Below are 22,271 nucleotides of genomic sequence, written 5' to 3'. Positions count from 1 at the left end.
ATTTCAAGAGCGAATAAACACTTTCTTTGTCGAATGCTGTCGAACCGGAGCACAATTTTACCCCGCGCTTGCATAAAACGCGAAAAAACCATATAATACGGGCTGTGGAGCGCGAAAAAACGAACGCGCGCGAAGGGGGAGAAGAGATGCCGCAGGAAAAACAGTCGAAGCCCGGCCAGGCGGCGCAGGGGCCTGCCAGACCGCCCCGAATGGTCTACGCCCCGACCGAGCGCGAAGCGGAGGACGGGCTGCCGATGATCGTCTTCAACCTGGACGGGACGATATCGGACAGCTATCAACTGTCGATTCAGGCTTGCAGGCAGGTGTTCGGACGAATGGGCCTTCCGGCGCTGCCCTTGGATGTGATCGAATCGTTCAACGGGCTCAGTGCGGACGAGGTTTGCCGCGCGATGGGGATCGGCCCGGAACGGCGGTCGCAGTTCGAGGCATTTTGGGCAAAAGCGGAGGATGAGGCCGTTCGCCGCTTTGCGAGGCCCTTTTTCGGCGCGATGGAGACGCTTCGCGCGCTCGAAGGGGACGCTTCGCTCTGCCTGTTGACGAACGGAAGCGCTTCCTATATGAGCCAGACGCTGCAGAAGTTCGGCATGGCGCATCTCTTCGTCCGCAAGGCTGCGTTTGCGCGGGGTATGACGAAGGCGGACTGGATCTGCCGCTGGCAAAAGGAACTTTGCGCGTGCCGATCCCTGAGTGTCGGCGACCGGGAAACGGACGTGCGCGCGGCGCATGCGGCCGGCGCGCTGGCTTTAGGCGTAACGTATGGAACGGGCGGCGTGGGAGAACTGATGGAGGCGGACGCGCTGGCGGGCGATATGGCCGAGGTGCTGACGCTCTCAAGACGTTTTTGCCGGGAGGGCGTGCTGCACGGCACGGCGGATGAATCATGACGGGGCGAAGGCAAACACGGCGCTGTGCCCTGGGACGCGGCGCGGCGGCGTTTCTGCTGCCGGCGGGGATGTTCCTTGCGGTATGCGCCGGGCTGCGCGTGGCACCCTTTGGGTCGGCGACGCTGCTCCTATACGATATGCGTTCGCAGTACGTGAGCTTTTACGGCGCGCTGAAGCATGCGCTTACCAGTGGGCAGGGTATCTATTACGCGCTTGGCATGCAGCTTGGCTCTTCGACCGCAGGTCTTGCCGCGTATTATCTGCTCAGCCCGCTGAACTTGATCTTTTTGCTCTTTCCGATTCAAAGCCTGGATGTAGCGGTCACTCTCGTCACCGGCTTGAAAATAGGCCTTTGCGGGCTTGCGTTTTGCCTTTGTGCGCGGGATCGGGGATGTGAGACACCCGAAACGCCGCTGCTGTCGCTTTCATATGCCCTGTGCGGATATGTGGCGGTCTTTTTTCATAATTTGATGTGGCTGGACGGCATCCTACTCGCTCCGGTCATTTACGCGGGCATACGGCGCATCCTTGAGGGACGTGGAATGACGCTGTACGTCGTCTCTTTGGCGGCGGCCATCATATCTTGTTACTATATCGGATACATGCTCTGTATTTTTTCGGTGCTCGTGTTCGTGTCTGCTCTTCCATTCATAACGGGAAAACGGAAGTCCTTCGCGCATTTTGCGGCGGCTTCTTTGTTGGCCGGAAGCCTGAGCGCGTTCGTCTGGGTTCCGGCCCTGTTTTCGCTGCGGGGAGGCAAGGCGGCCTTTCAATGGCCTGCGATCGGCCTGCGGTTGGCTCCCTTGGATGCGCTGCTTCAACTGCGCACAGACGCCTTTTCGCTTGCCGGCATCACTTACGGCCCGCCTAATTTATTCTGCGGTATGCTTACAGTACTGCTCTTCCCGCTCTTTGTGATCCACAGGAAAAGGGATCGCAGGGAACGGGTTCATATCTTGCTGCTTTTTTTATCGCTTCTCCTCTTTCTTTGCGAAAACTTCCTTTGCACCCTGATGCACGGGCTCAACGAGCCGACCTGGTTTCCCTACCGTTTTTCCTTTTTGCTCAGCTTTGTTCTTGTGCTCGGCGCACAGGAAGAAATAAAGGCGGCGAAGGAGCTGGAATGCAGAACGATCGGCATTGTTGCGGGCGTGATTATTGCTGCCTACGGAAGCTGCGCCCTGCTCATGCCCGACGTAAGCTTGAAAGGATTTCTTTGGGATGCCTGCCTGCTGCTGCTATGCGCAGTTGGCCTTTCCCTGCGGGGAATGCGTCGGATTCAGGTTGGCATACTGGCGCTGGCGGTCGTGCTCTCCGTGGGCGGGAACACGGTGAAGACCCTGCAGAAGTTGTTGCCGACAGGAGCGACGGTCGCTTTTTGTGACGAACAGGCCGAAACGGAGCGAACCGTGCGTGCCGTGACGGAGATGGATCCGGAGCTTTACCGAATGGAGAACGCAAGGGCTTTAAACGTAAACGATCCGCTTCTTCACGGGTACGCAGGGATTACCCATTACAGTTCGATGCTTCGGTATGACGTGCGCTTTTTTCTGCGCACATTGGGCTACCGGGACAATGGTATCTTTGCCCAATATGCGCAGGGGGCGAGCCTGGCAGCCGACGCGTTGCTCGGCATCCGGTACGTCCTCGCGGAAGAGCCGTTGTACGAGGGGCAGCAGAAGACGAGCTTTGGAGACGTCTGGCGGAATCCTTATGCTTTGCCTTTGGCCTTTGCGTGCGAGGCGCCGGATGCGTTGGCGTCCTCAGACAGCGAGCCGTTCAGGCGGTTGAACGAAATCTATGGGGCGTTTGCTTCGGAAAGCAAGGCTGTCTTCACGCGCCATGATGGCGTAGTAGAGACGCATTTGGACGGCGCCTTGGAGCTGGAAGAGGGGGTGTACGCTGCGGCATACGGCGCGGCGTACAGCGATGTGATCTTCACCCTCATCGCGCAAGAGGAGGCGCCGCTGTACCTTTACGTCCCGCTGGACGGGTACGACTGTGAGATCGGACTGGTGGTTAATGGTGTGACGAAGGACGCGTATCAATCGGAGGGATGCTTTTCAACGCGGTATTTGGGGACGTTCGCGGCAGGGGAAAGGGTGGAGATACGTCTGCGGCTGATGGGTGGGCGGGTGAAAATGCGTCCCGCGCAGCTTTACTATGAGGAGACAAAAGCGCTCGCGCGGGTTTCCGAGGAGCTCGCTGCCGGGGGTGTTGAATGGGAACGCTTCACGCAGGATGGCGGGGTGGGCTGCTTTACCGCGAAGCGAGACGGAGTGCTCCTCTTCACGCTGCCTTTTGACTCGGGCTTCTCGCTGTACATCGACGGTAAACCGGCGACGGCCAGAAAAATACTTGGGATGTTTTTAGGCGTGAATGTGTCGGAGGGAGAACACAGCATCCGCTTTTCCTACAGGCCACAAGGCCTTGGGCTGGGACTGTGCTTATCTGCATTGGGCGCGGCTGTCTGCGCGCTGACCTTTCTGGCAGGACGATTCAAGCAGAGAGATCGAATATGAGCGTTTGAAGGGCAAACGGCGAAAGTCGTTTGCCTTTCTTCCGTTTTGCGCCATATTTCAGCCGTATTTTTCCTTTACACTTTGCTCATCAAGCGAAGGAGGCTTTAGGAATATGAGCGAGCAGGTTCAGCAAACCCCATCGGTTCCCCCGAAGAAAAAGAGGAATGCGCGCCGCGTGAAGCGCACGGTCAAACGCATTGTGAAGTGGGTCGTCTGGATAGCAATCCTGGCGGTAGCCGCATTTTTTGGCTACCGATATTATTTGGATAAGACCACGGAAAACACGGCGGCCTCTGCGACCTCTTACGTGTCGGCAAGCGCCATGCGCGGTTCGCTGGACAAGTCGATCTACGGTACGGGCATGATTCAGGCGGCCAATCAGCCTACCGTCACCGTTCAGACGGATGGAAAGCTCGCGGAGCTTCGCGTAGACATCGGCGACGAGGTCAAGCAGGGAGACATCCTCGCAGTGCTTCAAAATGACGATCTCGACGCTGAAATTCAGGATTTGGAATACGCCCTTTGGGAGCTCGACGATGAAATCATGGGCACGTCGCCCGGGGCCACGGTGGCGGCGGTCAAATCCCCGATCGCTGGCCGCGTAATGAAGCTTTATGGCCAGGTGGGCGACGACGCGCTGGCCGTTTACCGCCGCTACGGCGCGGTCGCGCTTCTCTCGACGGACGGGCGGATGAAGGTTGAATTCGACGTGGCGGCGGGCACGAGCGTGCAGCTGGGCGATACGCTCTTCGTCGGCGGTAGCGGTTCGGTCGTGGGCTCCACGTTCTCCGTGGAGGGTGAGGTGACCGACCTGTACATGCAGGGCACCAAGGCGGTCGTTACCGTGAACGACGACACGCTGCCCATGGACGCCCAGGTGACGGTTTCAAACGGCCTCGGCGACGTGGTCGGCACGGGCGCGCTTCAGATCAACAAGCCTATGGCCGTCTCGGCCTATGGCGGAACCATTCGCCAGATCCGCGTAAACGTGGGCGACGAGATCAACCGCAAGGACGTGATCTACGCGCTGGATGATTCGCCGCTGACGCTGACGCAGGAGAACCTGCGCATTCAGCGGGAGACGGCGGCCGGGGAACTGGCTACGGCCAAGGAAAACCGCGAGAACCTCATCGTGCTGGCGCCCTGCGACGGCGTGATCGCCTCCATTGAGGAGATCGACGTCGGCGACGACGTGACCTCGGGTTCCGCGCTGCTTTCGATCCTGCAGGGCGAGGACATGACGCTGACCATCGCGGTCGACGAGCTGGACGTCGTCTCCGTCGAGCCGGGGCAGAAGGTCATCATCACCGTGGACGCGCTGACCGATCTCGAGGTCGAGGGCGTCGTCCAAAAGGTCGCTCCGGTCGGCTCCGGCGAGAGCGGCGTCACCACCTACGACGTGAAGCTCTCCTTCGACGCGGCGGGCACGGGCATCAAGGCGGGCATGAACGCGACGGGTGAGGTGCAGGTCGCGCATGTGGACGACGCGCTTTACATCCCGGTCGAGGCGCTGATGACGATCAACGACCAGTATTGCGTGCTGACGTCCTCCGGCGGCTCGACGGGCAGCTATCAGACGGTCGAGGTAGGCCTCATGAACGACGACTACGCGGAAATCCTCTCAGGCCTGAACGAAGGGCAGGCCGTGCTCTACGAGAGCACGAGCTCTTCTTCCTCCGGCAGCATGACGGTGAATCTCGGCGGCATGACGATGATGACCGGCGGTTCCACAGGCGGTAACCGGGGCGGAGATAGCAGCAGCCGGAGCAGGAGCAACGGCGGCATGCCCGACGGTATGCCCGCCGGCATGCCGGGCGGGTTTTGATGAGAGGAGAAATGTAACATGATCCAGATGCGTGGCGTGCGAAAGGAGTATCGGATGGGCGACAACGTCGTGAATGCCCTGGACGGCGTGGACATCTCCATCCGGCCGCACGAGTTCGTCTCCATCATCGGTCCGTCCGGTTCCGGCAAATCGACGCTGATGAACATCATCGGCTGCCTGGACATGGCCGACGAGGGTACCTACCTGTTCGATGGACAGGAAATCAACGATTATACGGAGGATGAGCTCGCGGTCATCCGGGGCAGGAAGATCGGTTTCGTCTTTCAGCAGTTCAATCTGCTGTCCAAAATGACGGCACAGGAAAATGTGGAGCTGCCGCTCGTGTACCAGGGCATGAGCGCGGGCAGACGGCACAGGCTGAGCGAGGAGGTGCTGGACCGCGTGGGGCTTCTGGAACGCATGGATCACAAGCCGACGGAGCTCTCCGGCGGTCAGCAGCAGCGCGTGGCCATCGCCCGCGCACTCGTGACGAAGCCCTCGCTGATCCTCGCCGACGAACCTACGGGCAACCTCGATTCCAAGACGGGCACGGAAATCATGCGCATGTTTCACGAGCTGCACGCGGCGGGCAATACCATCGTGCTCATCACACACGATCCGGCCATCGCCTCGCAGGCCCCGCGCAGCATTCATATCCACGACGGGCGGGTGCTCGAGCCCGCGCATGAAAGCGAGGTGGTCATATGATGTTCGTACAAACCATCTCCATGGCTTTCAAGGCCATCAAGGCCAACAAGGTCCGTGCCTGCCTGACGATGCTCGGCGTCATCATCGGCGTCATGTCGGTGGTCGTGCTCATTGCCATCGGACAGGGCACCACCGCCGCAGTCAGCGAATCGATCCAGAGCATGGGCACAAACCTGCTGACGGTTTCCATTCAGACCCGCTCCACCGGCAGGCGGGGAGGCTTCGGCGGATTCCCCGGCTTTGGCGGCGGCAGCTCACAGCGCGGCACGGTCATCCTCAAGATGGACGACGTGCTTTCCTGGGAGGACAGCGCGGCGATCGCTTCCGTTTCCCCGACGGTCACCGGGAACCTCACGGTGAAGGCGGGCAGCAACAATACCACCACCTCCATCATGGGCGTGTTGCCCTCCTATAAGGACATCCGCAATCAGGGCGTAGCGGAGGGCCGCTACATCATCCAGGCGGACGTGGACAACCGAAGCGCGGTATGCGTCGTGGGCGTGGACATCGCGGAGGACCTCTTCGGCACGACGAACGTGGTGGGCAACACGATGTCCATCAGCGGCCGGCAGTTCAAGATCGTCGGCGTGCTGGAAAGCAAGGGGAGCTCCGGCGGTTCCTCATCGGACGAGGTGGTCGTCATCCCCTTTACGCTGGCCCAGCGCCTGCTGGAGAGCACCAGCATTTCCTCTATCAGCATCTCTGCGACGGATGCCACGACCGTGGACGCGGCACAGGAGTACATCGAAAGCTACCTGTATAAGCGCTATCAGAACGAGAGCTCCTATTCGGTCATGAACCAGAGCGAGATGCTCTCCGCGGTAGACGAGACGACGAGCACGCTCACGCTCATGCTGGGCGGCATCGCGGGCATTTCGCTGCTGGTGGGCGGCATCGGCATCATGAACATCATGCTCGTTTCCGTCACCGAGCGCACGCGCGAAATCGGCATTCGCAAGGCCATCGGGGCCAAGCGGCGGAACATTCTGCTCCAGTTCCTGATCGAGGCGATCGTCATTTCCGGCCTCGGCGGTCTGCTTGGCCTCCTGTTTGGCGCGCTGCTGATGGACGTATTGGAGGGCGTGCTTTCCATGACGCTCGCCATGTCTCCAGGCGTGGTGCAGCTGGCCGTGGGCTTCTCGATGGCGGTCGGCATCATCTTCGGCCTGTATCCGGCGAGCAAGGCCTCCAAGCTGCGCCCGATCGAGGCGCTGCACTACGATTAATGCGACTGACCGGCAGAAGATGGGCGTTGACGAATTAGTTGCTTTGGAATACAATCTAACTAACAGGACAACGCGGAGATCGCGCTAAATTGAGCATGTGGAGGTCTTTAAAATGTTTGGCAACAGTGCAAACAAGGTAGAGCATCTCGTCGAGAAGAAAAACGCGGAGAAGCTGGCACAGCTCGCGGAAGACAAGCATCTGGAGACGGCGGTGGCGGCCATCGGCGGCTTGGGCAAGGTCGGCGGCGAGGCGGCGGTAAACGCGCTGGTTTCGATGCTGCATTCGCCTGACAAGCAGATTCGCCTGGCGACGGCCAAGGCGATGGGCGAGATGAAGGACCCGCGCACGCGCATGCACGTGAGCCATCAGATGTCCATCGAGGCGGACGCCGAGGTCAAGGAAGCGCTTCAGGTGGCGCTGCATTCCATCACGTCGGACGTCAAGTAAACAATCAAAAAACGAAGGGTTTCCTGAAAACGGAAGCCCTTCATTTTTTGTGCCGTCCGGCCTTGCGCCGGACGGCTCGCCGTGTTATGATGCTCAAAACCGTGCGGATGAATCGCAGCTGGAAGGACAAGACTAATCCGCGGGTGAAGCGAATGAAAGTTGGTGGAGCGATGCCGCACATTCTGGGCGAGCGGGTGATGCTGCGCGAATACCGCGAGGAGGACTTCCCGGCGATCCGCGCATGGGTGAACGATCCCGAGACGACGCGCTACCTGTCGGGCGCGTTCCTCGCGCCGCATACGGCGCTGCAAACCGAGCAGTACATGCAAAACATCCTGGCGGGAAAGGCGGACGGCTATCATTTTATCGTCGCAAGGCGGGAGGACGGCGCGTATCTTGGCCAGATCGATTTCCTGTTCGTGCATCCTGTCAACCGTTACGCGGAGCTGGGCATGGTGCTGGCGAGGGCGGCGGAGCGCGGCCAGGGCTACGGGCGGGAGGCGCTTTCGCTCATGCTGGGCTTTGGCTTTGAAAGCCTGAATCTGCACAGGGTAGGCCTGGAGGTGTTCGCGGAAAACGAGCGGGCCGTCCGCTGCTACGAGGCCTGCGGATTCGTGCGGGAGGGCGTGCTTCGCGCACAGGAGTTTTCGCGCGGCGCCTACCGCGACATCCTGCGCATGGCCGTCTTGAGAGAGGAGTGGGAAGCGCACCCCCATCCCCGAAGCGGCATACGATGAAGCGAACGATGTCTGCCCAAAGCGTCTAAAAAGACGGCGTGTTTCGCAGAAATTCGCCGTTTTTTGCGCTGGATATGCGGCATTGTATTGATTTTTGCGCTTTGTTCCATTACAATGGTGCATTAGTCGGGGTTGGCATTATGGAATAACGGAGGGATTCCGTATGGAGATTAAGGTATCCAAATTTGGCGGCAGTTCCCTGGCCGATGCGGGCCAGTTTTCCAAGGTGAAAGAAATCCTCTTGAGCGATCCGGCGCGCCACTACGTCGTGCCCTCCGCGCCGGGCAAGCGCATGCCGCGGGACAAGAAGATCACCGATATGCTGTACGAATGCCACCGCCTTGCGCGTTCGGGCGAGGACTTTGACGAATTGTTTGAGACGATTGCGGGCAGGTACCGCGGCATCGCGCAGGAGCTTTCCCTGGATACGCCGCTGGAGGATCGCCTGCTGGAGGTTCGCGAGGGCATCCGCACGAGCGCGCAGCCGGACTACGCGGCCAGCCGCGGCGAATACTTAAACGGCATTCTGCTCGCGGATTATCTGGGGTGGGACTTCGTGGACGCGGCGGACGGCATCCTCTTCGACGAGGAGGGCAGGCTCGACCAGAACGCCACGCAGGACGCGCTGTCCAAGCTGCTGAGGGCGCACCCCTATGCGGTGGTGCCGGGCTTTTACGGGCGCATGCCCGACGGGACGGTGCACACCTTTTCGCGCGGAGGCAGCGACATCTCGGGCGCGATCGTCGCGCGGGCGGTGCACGCGGATCTGTACGAGAACTGGACGGACGTTTCGGGCTGCCTGATGGCCGATCCGCGCATCGTCAGAAACCCGAGGCCGATCCGGCACGTGACGTACAGGGAATTGCGGGAGCTCTCGTACATGGGTGCGAGCGTATTGCACGAGGACGCGATTTTCCCCGTGCGCATGGCAGGCATTCCCACGAATATCCGCAACACCAACGCGCCGGACGAACCGGGTACGCTGATTTCGCACGACGCGGAAGACATGGACAACGACTACGTGATCACCGGCATCGCGGGCCACAAGGACTTTGCGATCGTCGCCGTCGAGAAGGCGATGATGAACGCGGAGCTGGGCTTTGGACGCCGCGTGCTGCAGGCGGTGGAGGAGAACGGCATTTCCTTTGAACACCTGCCGACGGGCATCGACACGATGTGCGTCGTCTGCCACGAGCGCATGCTCGACGGCAAGCGCGATCAGCTGGTGCACCGCATTTACGAATTGACGGATCCGGATTCCGTGGAAATTCATTCCGGTCTGGCGCTCATCGCGACGGTGGGCCGCGGCATGGTTCGCTCGAAGGGCACGTCGGCCAAGCTGTTCAATGCGCTCCAGCGCGCGGGCATCAACGTGCGCATGATCGATCAGGGCTCCAGCGAGCTGAACATCATCGTGGGCGTGGATAATCTGGACTTTGAAAACGCGGTGCGCGCCATTTACCGCGCGTTCGTGACGGACGCGGACAGGGAACGTGCCTGACCGGAAGACGCCGGAACGATTTGTGCGGGGGGCGGAGGCCTCCCGCTTCTCCTTTTTAAATGCAAAAGAAGAAAGAAGGGCGGTTTCTTGAACGTCACGCCCATGATGCTGCTGATCGTCTGCCCGCTGTGCTTCCTGGCGGGCCTCATCGACTCCGTCGCCGGCGGGGGCGGGCTGATTTCAATTCCGGCATATCTCGCGACCGGCCTGCCCGCGCACGTCGCCATCGGGACCAACAAGCTGTCCGCCGCCATCGGAACGGCCGCGGCGACGGCGCGCTATAAGCGATGCGGACGGATGGACGTGCCCTGCGCGCTCGTCTCCGCAGCGCTGGCCCTGCCGGGTTCCTGGCTGGGCACGAAGGCCTTCAACGCGCTGCCGGACGGCTTCGTCGTGCGCATGATGGTCGTGGTCATCCCGATCGTCGCGGCAGTAGTGCTCCTCAGAAGGGGAGAGCTCCGCGCGCGTTTTGCGCTGCCGAAACGCTGGCGTCTTCCGGTCTGCGGGGGTATCGGCTTCGCCGTCGGCCTGTACGACGGGCTAGTCGGTCCGGGAACGGGTACGTTTTTGATTCTGCTCTTTACCCTGGTCGTGGGCATGGAGGCCGTAACCGCCAGCGGCACCGCGAAGGTCGTGAATCTCGCGAGCAACGTCGCCTCGCTCGCGACGCAGATCGTCGCGGGCAACATCCTCTTCCTGCTCGGACTGCCCGCGGCTGCGTTCGGCCTGCTCGGCAACCTCGCGGGCGCGCATCTGGCGATCCGCGGCGGGGAGCGCGTGGTGCGCGTGATGCTGCTGATCGTGCTTGCACTGCTGCTCCTGAACCTGGCTTCAAACATCCTGTGACCGGCCGCACCCCACGCTCGCCCTTAGCATACGCTGCGGGTGAGGGGGTGCTTTGCATTGATGAAGAAAATCGGGGCGCTATGGCTGCTCCTGACGCTGGCGATCTGTCCCTGCCTAGGCGCCGCGGACGTCTTTCCGCCCGCGGGGGAAATCCTGCCCGGCATCGACGTCAGCGTGTGGCAGGGGGAAATCGACTTCGCAAGGGTACGCGAATCCGACGTACAGGTCGTTTATATCCGTTCCAGCGAAGGAAGCACGGTTATTGACACGCGTTTTCGGCGAAACTATGCCGGGTTCAAGGCGCAGGGCTTCAAGATCGGGTTTTACCACTTCATGACCGCCCGTTCGCAGGCGGAGGCGCGGGAACAGGCGCGCTTTTTCGCGGAGACGATCGAAGGCACGCAGCCCGATTGCAGGCTGGCCGTGGACTTTGAGCGCGCGAGCGGACTGAGCGACCGCGAGGCGAACGACATCGTGCTCGCGTTCCTGGAGGAGACGGAGCGGCTGACCGGGAAGGAAATGGTGATTTATTCGGACGCATGGGCGGCGCGTTCGCTGTGGGACGAGCGGCTTACAAGGTATCCGCTCTGGGTCGCCAATTATGGCGTCGATTCCCCGGAGCCGAACGGCAAGTGGGACGTATGGGCGGGCTGGCAGTATTCGGATCGCGGGCAGATTGCCGGTATTTCCGGAAACGTCGACCTGGACCACTTTACGCCCCTGATGTTCTTGAACGAACCGGAGCCGACCGCGACGCCCGTGCCCAGTAGAACGCCGGAACCGACCGCGACGCCGTGCCCCACGACGACGCCCGGCCCGACCGCGACGCCTCGGCCGACGCGCACGCCGGGGCCTTCCTATACGTGTACCTGCGTCCCGATGCACACGGTTTCCTACATCGTGCGCCGTGGCGATACGCTGTCCCGCATCGCTGCGCGCTACGACACGAGCGTCCGGGCGATTGCGGATCTGAACCACATCCGGGACGTCCATCTGATCTACGTCGGACAGGAGCTGTTTATACCCGTTTACAAGTGAACGATTCGACATTGTGTGTAGAGAAATCGACATTTGGAGCAGCGCCGATTGACGCGCGGCGCTGCTTCTACTATAATAACACCCATACGAGCGAAGAATGCACGGCGGCTATGCCGCAGAAAGGGTGATACATCGCATGAACGACGTCAAAAACCCTAAAAAACCCCTGATTTACTATTACCTGATCGTTCTCGTCGTCATCATGCTCCTCAACGCCACGCTGGTGCCGATGCTCTCCCAGCGCAACATCGAACAGGTGGACTACTCTACCTTCCTCACGATGCTGCAGGACGGAAAGGTCGGCGAGGTGCAGGTCGATGAGACGCAGATCGCTTTCTCCTCCTCGGATGAGACGAGCCGCAAGATCTACGTGACGGGACGAATGGAGGATGAGAAACTCGTCGACCGCCTAAACGACGCGAACGTCCGGTACGGACGCGTCGTGCAGGAGGAAATGTCTCCGCTATTGAGCTTCCTGCTCTCGTGGGTGTTCCCGATCCTGATTTTCTGGGTACTGGGGCAGTTCCTGTTCAAGCAGATGTCCAAGCGTATGGGCGGAAACACCATGAGCTTCGGCAAGTCCAACGCCAAGGTCTACGTCGCCGCCCAGACGGGCAAGACGTTTAACGACGTGGCGGGCCAGGACGAGGCCAAGGAGGCGCTCACCGAGATCGTCGATTTCCTGCACCAGCCCGAAAAATACAAGGATATCGGCGCGAAGCTGCCCAAGGGCGCGCTGCTGGTGGGCCCTCCGGGCACAGGCAAGACGCTGCTGGCGCAGGCGGTCGCGGGCGAAGCGAAGGTGCCCTTCTTCTCGATTTCCGGCTCTGAATTCGTGGAAATGTTCGTCGGCATGGGCGCGGCGCGCGTGCGCGACCTGTTCAAGCAGGCGGGCGAAAAGGCGCCCTGCATCGTCTTCATCGACGAGATCGACGCCATCGGCAAAAAGCGCGATTCCGGCCCCATGGGCGGCAACGACGAGCGCGAGCAGACGCTCAACCAGCTTCTGACCGAGATGGACGGCTTTGACGCGGGCAAGGGCGTCGTCATTCTCGCGGCGACCAACCGTCCGGAATCCCTGGATAAGGCGCTGCTGCGGCCGGGCCGCTTCGACCGGCGCGTGCCTGTCGAACTGCCGGACCTGCAGGGGCGCGAGGCGATCCTGCGGGTGCATGCCCGCGCCGTCAAGATGAGCAAAGACGTCAACTTTACCGCCATCGCGCGGGCTACGTCGGGCGCGTCGGGCGCAGAGCTGGCCAACATCATCAATGAAGGCGCGCTGGCCGCCGTCAAGGCGGGACGTGCGCTGGTCGAGCAGCAGGATCTCGAGGAAGCGGTGGAGACGGTCATCGCGGGCTATCAGCGCAAGAACGCCGTGATCTCCATGAAGGACAAGCTGACGGTTTCCTATCATGAGGTCGGCCACGCGCTGGTCGCCGCTAAGCTGAACCATTCCGCGCCGGTGCACAAGATCACCATCGTGCCGCGCACTTCGGGCGCGCTCGGCTATACCATGCAGGTGGACGATCAGGATCAGGTGTTGATGACGCGCGAGCAGATCCTCGACAAGATTACCACGTTCACCGGCGGGCGCGCGGCGGAAGAGCTGATCTTCGGCTCCGTCACCTCCGGGGCCTCCAACGACATCGAGCAGGCGACCAAGCTGGCGCGCGCGATGATCACGCGCCTGGGCATGAGCGACTCGTTTGACATGACCGCGCTGGAGACGGTGAACAACCCGTATCTGGGCGGTGACGCGGCGCTGATGTGCTCGGCGGATACCGCGGCGAAAGTGGACGCGGAGGTCGTTTCGATCATCCGGAACGCACACGCGCAGGCCAAGCGGATTCTGGAGGACAACAAGCCCAAGCTGCACGAGCTGGCGAAGTACCTGCTGGACAAAGAAACGATCACGGGCGACGAGTTCATGGAAATCCTCAACCGGGTTCCGGAGCTGCCGCCGGAAGGAACGCAGGAAGAAGACGAATAACCACATTATGGCGCGGACGAAAAAACGTCCGCGTCCTCTGCGTTTTAGGGGCGCGCGGATCAGATCAGACTTTATTCCGGCGGCATGATGCGCTATAATGGAGCCAGAAACGCGAGAAAAAGGAGGAGGGCCATGCGCTTTACAGACGGATATTGGCTTACGCGCCCCGAATTTGAGATGAACTATGCGACCGAGTGGCACCGCACGCGGCGAACGGAGGGCTGCCTGTCCGTGCTCGCCCCGACGCGGCGCGTGGCGAGCCGGGGGGACACGCTGAACAGCACGGCGCTCACCGTCACATTCACCTCCCCGATGGAGGGCGTGATCCTGACCGAGATCGTCCACTTTGCCGGGGAGGCGCGGCATGCCCCGGCATTTGAGACGGTGGACGAACGCCCCTGCGTGGAGGTGGGCGAGGACGAGGCAGAGGCGTATTTCATCAGCGGACAGCTCGCAGCGCGGGTCGTCAAGGCGTCCGGAAGCTGGGAGGTGCGATACGAAGCCGATGGCAGGACGCTTACCACGAGCGGCTACCACGGCATGGCGCATGCGCGCAACAGGGAGACGGGCCGCTGCTACATGAGCGATTCGCTGATGCTGGACGTAGGCGAGTGCGTGTACGGCCTGGGGGAGCGCTTCGGTCCGTTCGTCAAGAACGGCCAGAGCGTGGACATGTGGAACGCGGACGGCGGCACCGCCAGCGAGCAGGCCTATAAGAACGTGCCCTTTTACATGACCAACCGCGGCTACGGCGTGTTCGTCGCGGATACGGGCGACGTGTCGTTCGAGGTGGCGAGCGAAAAGGTGGAGCGCGTGCAGTTCTCCACGGAGGGCGAACGCTTGCGCTATTACGTCATTTACGGCCCGACGCCCAAGGAAATTCTGGAGCGGTACACACGCCTGACGGGCAGGCCCGCCCTGCCGCCCGCGTGGTCGTTTGGTCTGTGGCTTACGACGAGCTTCACCACCAGCTACGACGAGGGGACGACCTCCTCGTTCATTCAGGGCATGGCGGACAGGGGCATCCCGCTGCACGTGTTTCACTTCGACTGCTTCTGGATGCGGGGCTATAACTGGTGCGACTTTACCTGGGATCCGGAGACGTTTCCCGACCCGTCTGGCATGATCGCGCGTTATAAGGCGCGCGGGCTGCGCATCTGCGTGTGGATCAATCCCTACATCGCCCAGGAGAGCCCGCTATTTGAGGAGGGGATGCGGGAAGGCTACCTGCTTCAAAAGGAGGACGGGGGCGTCTGGCAGACCGACCTCTGGCAGGCGGGCATGGGCATCGTGGACGTGACGAACCCACGGGCGCGGGACTGGTACTGCGCCTATCTTGCGCGATTGCTCGACATGGGCGTGGACTGCTTTAAGACCGACTTCGGCGAGCGCATCCCCGTGCGCGGCGTCCGATACAGCGACGGCAGCGAGCCGATGCGTATGCACAACTATTACACGCATCTATACAATCAGATGGTGTTTGAGCTGCTCGAGCAAAAGCGCGGCGAGGGAGAGGCGGTGCTCTTTGCACGGAGCGCCACGGCGGGCGGCCAGCGGTTTCCTGCGCATTGGGGCGGCGACAACAGCGCCTGCTACCCTTCGATGGCGGAGACGCTGCGCGCCGGACTCTCGCTCGCCTGCTGTGGGTTCGGCTTTTGGAGCCACGACATCTCCGGCTTTGAACAGACCGCGCCTGCGGATGTGTACAAGCGCTGGGCGGCGTTTGGGCTGCTATCCAGCCACAGCCGGCTGCACGGCTCCTCGAGCTACCGCGTACCGTGGCTCTTTGGGGACGAGGCGGTGGAGGTCGTTCGCCGCTTTACGAAGCTCAAGTGCTGCCTGATGCCCTACCTGTACGGGCTGGCGGTGCAAGCGCACGAGGCTGGTACGCCGATGCTGCGTCCCATGTTCATGGAATACCCGGACGACCCGGCCTGCGACACGCTGGACCGGCAGTACATGCTGGGCGGCGACCTGCTGATCGCGCCGGTGATGCACGCGGACGGGCACGTGGACTATTACCTGCCGGAGGGCGCATGGACGAACCTGCTTACGGACGAAACCGTGCAGGGCGGGCGCTGGCAAAGGGAGACGCATGGCTTTCTGACCCTCCCGCTGATGGTGCGCGAGGGAGCGGTGCTGCCGGTCGGCGTGAATTGCGAGCGGCCGGACTACGACTACGCGGACGGCGTGACGCTGCACGTGTACGAGCTTGAGGAGGGGGAGACGACGTTCGTGACCGTGCCCGACCTTTCCGGCGCGACCGCGGCTGCCTTCGCCGTGACGCGTACGGCGGACGGCGTGCAGGTGGAGACGGACAGCGAGCATCCCTACCGCGTGGTGCTGCACGCGGACGGAAGACAGGTATCGATCCGCTGATGGCATAAACGAACATCCCTTTCCGTATGATGGACAAAGAGCCATGATGCGGGAAGGGATGTTTGAATTTGCAGAAAAAGAAGAGATTGCTGGCAGCGCTGGCGGCATGCCTTGCGCTTTCCGGCTGCGCAGCGGACGCGCGGCCGCTGGCGACCGCCGTGCCGGAGCAGACGCCGGGCGCGGTGCTGCAGCCCTCGGGCGGGGAAAAGCCCGAAATTCCGGGAAAGCTGGAGGTCGGCAAGGACGGGCAGCCGGTGCTCAGCGTGTACGACGTGAAGCGCTCGCAGGTCGTGACGATGCCCATCGAGGACTACCTGCTGGGCGTACTCGCGGGGGAGATGCACGGGGACTGGCCGCTGGAGGCCCTGAAGGCACAGGCGATCCTTGCGCGCACCTTCGTGCTCAAGTTCGTGCAGGACAAGGAAAGCCGCTACCCCGGCGCCAACATCTCCACGGACATCGAGGAGGCGCAGGCCTATGAGCCGGCCGCCGTCAACGACAACATCCGCCAGGCGGTGGCGGAGACGGACGGGCTGGTGCTCTCCAGCGGGGGAGAACTGCCCTACGCGTGGTTCCACGCGCACTCGGGCGGGAAGACCGCGCTGGCGAAGGAGGGCCTCGATTATCAGAAGGAGGAACCCCCCTATACGCAATCCGTCGAGGGCATGGAGAGCGACGAGGCGGACGAAGAGGCGGCTCAGTGGGAGGTCTCGTTCCCCGCAGCGGAGGTGATGAAGGCGGCGCAGCAGGTCGGCGCAACCGGCAACCAGCTCGCGGAAATCGCCGTTAGCGAGCGGGGGGCATCCGGCCGGGCGACGAAGATTGCGATCAACGGCAAGAGCGTGAGCGCGGCGGCGTTTCGCATCGCCCTGGGCTCGACGCAGATGCGCTCCACGCTCATCGACTCGCTGACCTTTTCGGACGGCAAGGTCGTCATCAGCGGCCGGGGCTATGGCCACGGCGTCGGAATGAGCCAATGGGGAGCCTACGCGATGGCGAAGAGCGGGAAGAGCGCGCGGGAGATCGTGACGCACTATTTTCAGGACGTCCAGGTCGTGCGGCTGTGGTAAGGACGGAGAGATACTTGGGGGGACAATATGAAACGCGCGGCGGAAGGGGAGATGCGTCCCGCCCTTCCGCCGCGCGCTGTCTTTGCTTTACCGTCTGCCGCCGGGACGTCCGCCCGGCCCGGGGCCATCGTCGTCCTCGTCGTCGTCCTTTACAGGCTTCGGCGATTTGCTCGCGCTCGGCTTTACGGTGAGCAGGCCGGAACTGACGAAGCCCACGTTGCTCTCGCCGTACACGACGAGCGACCAGCCCTCGAAGGTTGCGTAGACGTAGGCCACGCGGTCCTGCAAAAGCGTATACGTCTTTTCATAATCGGTTCCCGGCCCGCTGCGCACGTTGATGCTGTCGGGCTTTACGTGTTTTTTGGGTACGGCGGCGCTCTTGTTTAGCCAGATTTCAAACATCTCCCCGCCGATACTGAGCGTCTGGGCGGTGCTGGTCAGGCCACAGGTGCAGGTGACGCCGGTATGATCCTGCACACAGTAAAGGCTTGGCGCGCCGGACGCGCTGACGGTCAGCAGGATGCCGGTTTCCGGCTCGCGGAACCCGATCACCGGGGCGTCGAGGACCGACTTGACGCCCGAGAGGGCGGTGAGGGCGCTGGCGACCGCGCCGCGCTGCTCCGCCGTTAAGGCGGCCTTAGCCGCCTCCTGCGCGTCGTCTGCGGAGGGCGCGGGGGTCGCGGCCGGGGCGGGCGAGGGCGTCGCCACATCCGCGGCGGCTTCGCCCCAGGGCAGGGTGAAGCACGCGAGCGAAAGGGCCGTAAGAATGGACAGGACTCTCTTTTTCATATCGGCAGGCTCCCTTTCCGGGCCGGCAGCAGGCCGGCGTATAACCAGATTGTTCCTTATGCGGCTATTGTATCATGCAAAAAAATAAGGGTCAATGAGGCGGGGCAAAGCGTCACCAAAAAGAACGCCCCCGTTCACAAAGCTGACGCAATCCGGCGGAAAAAGGCGCGTCCGAAAGGCCGGACGCGCGAGGCGGGCGCCGCGCGGGCGGCGGGCCTATCTTTGCGGGAAAGCCGAAAAAATTTCTTAATTATGAAAAACACGCGGCCCAGGCAGCCGCATGCTGAGCGCCATGCCGCACGCGCAAGCCCGCATTTTTCAAAAAAATGCCCAAAACGAAAAAAAACAAACGCAAAACGATTGACACCTATTCCATTGCGTGATACAATACTATATTGCATCAGTATGTCAAAATAGGTGTTCTATCCTCTTGCATTGTTCCTGTGTTGCTATTGTACACCACGTACGCACCGTTTGCAACGGGAAAATGAAAGAAGCGAAAAAACATTTGTTTTGCGCCATACGGTTAGGTTCCAACACAGTTAGGGGTGATGGCATTCATGGTTCACGAGGTAAAAATGGGAAAGCGACGCACCAGGATGAGCTTTTCCCGCATCGATGAGGTCTTGGAAATGCCCGATCTGATCGAAGTGCAAAAGAACTCCTATGAGCGTTTTCTCAAGGAAGACCTGCGCGAGGTCTTGAACGATGTTTCACCGATCACGGACTACAGCGAAAATCTCGTGCTTGAATTCGTGGATTATTCGCTTGACGAGACACCCAAAAACAGCCAGGAACGCTGCCGCGAACGCGATATGACGTATGCGACGGCGCTTAAGGTTTTTGTGCGCCTGAAAAACAAGGAGACCGGCGAAATCAAGGAATCGGACGTTTTCATGGGCGACTTTCCGCTCATGACCGACCACGGCACGTTCATCATCAACGGCGCCGAGCGCGTCATCGTCAGCCAGCTCGTCCGTTCGCCGGGCGTCTATTATCGCGAGTCCATCGACAAGGCGGGCAAGCACCTGTACGATACCCAGGTGATCCCCAACCGCGGCGCATGGCTCGAATATGAAATCGACTCCAACGACGTCATGTGGGTGCGCGTGGATCGCGCGCGCAAGCTGCCGGTGACGTCGCTTCTGCGCGCCCTGGGCTACGGCACCAACCAGGAAATCCTGGATTTGCTGGGCGAGGACGAAAAGCTGACCGCTACCCTCGCGCGCGACGAGGCCGCGCAGTCCGTCGAGGACGGCCTGCTGGAAATCTACAAGCGACTGCGCCCGGGTGAGCTGCTCACGGCGGATTCCGCCCGCAGCCTGCTGCGCAGCCTGTTCTTCGACCCCAAGCGCTACGACCTCATGCGGGTGGGCCGCTATAAGTTCAACAAGAAGCTGGCGCTCGCGGCGCGCATCGCCGATCACGTGGCCGCGGAGGACGTCGTCAACCCCGAGACGGGCGAGGTGATGGTTTCCGAGGGTGAAACGATCAGCAAGACGATGGCGCTCGAGATTCAGAACGCGGGCGTGGGCGTCGTGCATCTTTCCGCCGACGGGCACACCGTGCGCGTCATCGGCAACAACTTCGTGGACGCCGGCGCGTGGCTGCCGTTCGATCCGGCGGAGGTGGGCATCAACGAAAAGGTTCACCTGCCCACCCTCAAGGAGATCATCGGCCAGGTCGCGCCGGAGGATCTGAAGGAAGCGGTGCGTGAAAATCTCGCGCATCTGTGCCCCAAGCACATCCTCATCGACGACATCGTCTCCTCCGTCAGTTACCTGATCGGACTGCCCTACGGCGTGGGCAAGACAGACGACATCGACCATCTGGGCAACCGCCGCCTGCGCTCGGTGGGCGAGCTGCTGCAAAACCAGATCCGCATCGGCCTTTCGCGTCTGGAGCGCGTGGTGCGCGAACGCATGGCGATTCAGAACGCGAGCGAGGTGCGTCCGCAGGATCTCATCAACATCCGCCCCGTGAGCGCGGCGATCAAGGAGTTCTTTGGCTCCTCCCAGCTTTCGCAGTTCATGGATCAGCCCAACCCCCTCGCGGAACTGACGCACAAGCGCCGCCTGTCGGCCCTGGGCCCGGGCGGTCTCAACCGCGACCGCGCTTCCTTTGAAGTGCGCGACGTTCATTACTCCCACTACGCGCGCATCTGCCCGATCGAGACGCCTGAAGGACCGAACATCGGCCTGATCGGCTCGCTTGCGACCTACGCGCGCATCAACGAATACGGCTTCATCGAAGCGCCGTACCGCATCGTGACGCACGAGGACGGCGTGACGCGCGTGACGGACGAAATCGTCTACCTCACGGCGGACGAGGAGGACGGCTGCCACATCGCGCAGGCAAAGGAGCCGATCAATCCGGACGGCACGTTCGCAAACGAGCGCGTGACCACCCGCGTGTGCGCGGACGTCGTGGCCGTGGCGCCGGACAAGGTCGACTACGTCGACGTCTCCCCGCGCCAGGTCGTCTCCGTCGCGACGGCGATGATCCCCTTCCTTGAAAACGACGACGCGAACCGCGCGCTGATGGGCTCGAACATGCAGCGCCAGGCGGTGCCGCTGCTCAAGCCCGAGGCCGCTTACGTAGCCACCGGCATCGAGTACAAGGCCGCCTGCGACTCGGGCGTGGCCATCACCGCCAAGGAAGACGGCGTGGTCGAAAAGGTCTGCGCGGATCGCATCGACATCCGCGCGAAGGATCACAGCCTGCACACCTACAAGCTCACCAAGTTTGCGCGCTCCAACCAGTCCACCTGCATCAACCAGCGCCCGATCGTGGACGCCGGCGAGGTCATCGAGAAGGGCCAGGTCATCGCGGACGGCCCCTCCACGGACATGGGCGAGATCAGCCTGGGCAGAAACGTCCTGATGGCGTTCATGACCTGGGAAGGCTACAACTACGAGGACGCCATCCTGCTCTCCGAGCGGCTCGTGAAGGAGGACGTGTATACGTCCATCCACCTTGAGGAATACGAGTGCGAGGCGCGAGACACCAAGCTGGGGCCGGAGGAGATCACCCGCGACATCCCCAACGTCGGCGACGACGCGCTGCGCGATCTGGACGAAGAGGGCATCATCCGCGTGGGCGCGGAGGTGCATTCCGGCGACATCCTGGTCGGCAAGGTCACGCCCAAGGGCGAAACCGAGCTGACGGCGGAGGAGCGGCTGCTGCGCGCGATCTTCGGCGAGAAGGCGCGCGAGGTGCGCGATACCAGCCTTCGCGTGCCGCACGGCGAGGAAGGCATCATCGTCGACGTCAAGATCTTCACCCGCGAGAACCACGACGAGCTTTCGCCGGGCGTCAACCAGATGGTGCGCGTCTACATCGCGCAGAAGCGCAAGATCTCGGTCGGCGACAAGATGGCGGGCCGCCACGGCAACAAGGGCGTCGTCTCGCGCATCATGCGCGAGGAGGACATGCCGTTCCTGCCGGATGGAACGCCCCTGCAGATCGTGCTCAACCCCCTGGGCGTTCCCTCCCGTATGAACCTGGGCCAGGTGCTGGAAGTGCACCTGGGCATGGTCGCCAAGTCCCTGGGCTGGCACGTCGCCACGCCCGTGTTCGACGGCGCGACCGAGGAGGACATCGAGGAGCTGATGGAGAAGGCCGGGCGCCGCCGCGACGGCAAGACCCTGCTCTACGACGGGCGCACGGGCGATCAGTTTGAAAATCCGGTCACCGTCGGCTACATGTACATGCTCAAGCTGCATCACCTCGTAGACGACAAGATGCACGCGCGCTCGACCGGCCCCTACTCGCTGGTCACGCAGCAGCCCCTGGGCGGCAAGGCCCAGTTCGGCGGCCAGCGCTTCGGCGAGATGGAGGTCTGGGCGCTGGAAGCGTACGGCGCCGCCAACACCCTGCAGGAGATCCTCACGGTCAAGTCGGACGACACGGTCGGTCGTGTAAAGACCTACGAGGCGATCGTCAAGGGCAAGAATATCCCCGATCCGGGCGTTCCTGAGTCGTTCAAGGTGCTCATCAAGGAGCTGCAGGCGCTGTCGCTGGACATCAAGGTGCTCTCCGCCGACAAGCAGGAGATCATCATCAGAGAGATCGACGACGAGGACGAGGAAGAGACGGAGCGCCCGGAGGCCGACCTTTCGCTGGTCGAGGAGGCGCCGTCCGCCGGAAGCTATCCGGAAGGCGATCTGGACGCCGACATCTCGCTGGAGGAGCTGGACGACTTCGACGTGGAGGACGTTCCCGATCTGGAGGACATCTCGCTGGACGACGACGACCTGTAAGCGAACCCTGTGTAGGAATTGGAAG

The 22,271-nt window shown here is 61.9% G+C and carries 15 protein-coding genes; 14 read left to right on the top strand and 1 reads right to left on the bottom strand.

Annotated features, from left to right (window positions below):
- Positions 1–146 precede the first annotated feature (146 nt).
- The 13 genes from C1725_RS14785 (at position 147) to C1725_RS14725 (ending at position 17,195) form a co-directional block, all read left to right on the top strand.
- Complete coding sequence (locus C1725_RS14785; protein WP_102412335.1) at positions 147–905, top strand: HAD hydrolase-like protein; 759 nt, start codon at positions 147–149, stop codon at positions 903–905.
- Positions 902–3,427 carry a YfhO family protein gene (locus tag C1725_RS14780; protein WP_102412334.1) on the top strand — a complete coding sequence of 842 codons (2,526 nt, stop codon included), beginning with the start codon at positions 902–904 and terminating at the stop codon, positions 3,425–3,427. The genes C1725_RS14785 and C1725_RS14780 overlap by 4 nt, the downstream gene beginning before the upstream one ends.
- A 112-nt stretch (positions 3,428–3,539) precedes the next feature.
- Positions 3,540–5,252 carry an efflux RND transporter periplasmic adaptor subunit gene (locus C1725_RS14775; protein WP_102412333.1) on the top strand — a complete coding sequence of 571 codons (1,713 nt, stop codon included), beginning with the start codon at positions 3,540–3,542 and terminating at the stop codon, positions 5,250–5,252.
- An 18-nt stretch (positions 5,253–5,270) separates the two neighbouring features.
- Positions 5,271–5,960 (top strand): ATP-binding cassette domain-containing protein, encoded by a 690-nt coding sequence (locus C1725_RS14770; protein ID WP_102412332.1) that lies wholly within the window; start codon positions 5,271–5,273, stop codon positions 5,958–5,960.
- The gene (locus C1725_RS14765; RefSeq protein ID WP_102412331.1) at positions 5,957–7,186 is read left to right on the top strand and encodes an ABC transporter permease; all 1,230 of its coding nucleotides are present in this window, start codon (positions 5,957–5,959) and stop codon (positions 7,184–7,186) included. The genes C1725_RS14770 and C1725_RS14765 overlap by 4 nt, the downstream gene beginning before the upstream one ends.
- Before the next feature lie 112 nt (positions 7,187–7,298).
- Positions 7,299–7,634: a HEAT repeat domain-containing protein gene (locus C1725_RS14760; protein WP_102412330.1), complete on the top strand. Its 336-nt coding sequence runs from the start codon at positions 7,299–7,301 to the stop codon at positions 7,632–7,634.
- A gap of 152 nt (positions 7,635–7,786) precedes the next feature.
- The gene (locus tag C1725_RS14755) at positions 7,787–8,371 is read left to right on the top strand and encodes a GNAT family N-acetyltransferase (protein WP_346026701.1); all 585 of its coding nucleotides are present in this window, start codon (positions 7,787–7,789) and stop codon (positions 8,369–8,371) included.
- Positions 8,372–8,534: 163 nt separating this feature from the next.
- On the top strand, positions 8,535–9,872 hold the full coding sequence (locus C1725_RS14750; RefSeq protein WP_102412328.1) for an aspartate kinase: 1,338 nt from the start codon (positions 8,535–8,537) through the stop codon (positions 9,870–9,872).
- A gap of 87 nt (positions 9,873–9,959) precedes the next feature.
- Positions 9,960–10,718, top strand: a complete 759-nt coding sequence (locus C1725_RS14745) for a TSUP family transporter (protein WP_102412327.1) — start codon at positions 9,960–9,962, stop codon at positions 10,716–10,718.
- A 60-nt stretch (positions 10,719–10,778) separates the two neighbouring features.
- Positions 10,779–11,756, top strand: a complete 978-nt coding sequence (locus C1725_RS14740) for a GH25 family lysozyme (protein ID WP_102412326.1) — start codon at positions 10,779–10,781, stop codon at positions 11,754–11,756.
- Between the two features lie 136 nt (positions 11,757–11,892).
- Positions 11,893–13,746 carry an ATP-dependent zinc metalloprotease FtsH gene (gene ftsH / locus C1725_RS14735; RefSeq protein ID WP_102412325.1) on the top strand — a complete coding sequence of 618 codons (1,854 nt, stop codon included), beginning with the start codon at positions 11,893–11,895 and terminating at the stop codon, positions 13,744–13,746.
- Between the two features lie 132 nt (positions 13,747–13,878).
- Positions 13,879–16,125 (top strand): alpha-xylosidase, encoded by a 2,247-nt coding sequence (gene yicI, locus C1725_RS14730; protein ID WP_102412324.1) that lies wholly within the window; start codon positions 13,879–13,881, stop codon positions 16,123–16,125.
- Positions 16,126–16,193: 68 nt separating this feature from the next.
- A complete protein-coding gene (locus C1725_RS14725) occupies positions 16,194–17,195 on the top strand; it encodes a SpoIID/LytB domain-containing protein (protein ID WP_102412323.1) in 1,002 nt (333 codons plus the stop codon).
- Positions 17,196–17,282: 87 nt separating this feature from the next.
- On the opposite strand, the gene C1725_RS14720 is transcribed toward C1725_RS14725, so the two are convergent.
- Entirely contained in the window at positions 17,283–17,984 is a 702-nt protein-coding gene (locus tag C1725_RS14720) for an SH3 domain-containing protein (RefSeq protein ID WP_102412322.1), read from the bottom strand.
- A gap of 560 nt (positions 17,985–18,544) precedes the next feature.
- Between C1725_RS14720 and rpoB the strand changes: the two genes are divergently transcribed.
- Positions 18,545–22,246, top strand: a complete 3,702-nt coding sequence (gene rpoB, locus C1725_RS14715; protein WP_102412321.1) for a DNA-directed RNA polymerase subunit beta — start codon at positions 18,545–18,547, stop codon at positions 22,244–22,246.
- The last annotated feature ends 25 nt before the right edge of the window (positions 22,247–22,271 follow it).

It is taken from the genome of Beduinella massiliensis (assembly GCF_900199405.1).
Classification (GTDB): domain Bacteria; phylum Bacillota; class Clostridia; order Christensenellales; family Aristaeellaceae; genus Beduinella; species Beduinella massiliensis.
Note: the sequence above shows the minus strand (reverse complement) of the source record. Positions and strands in the feature narration are given on the sequence as shown.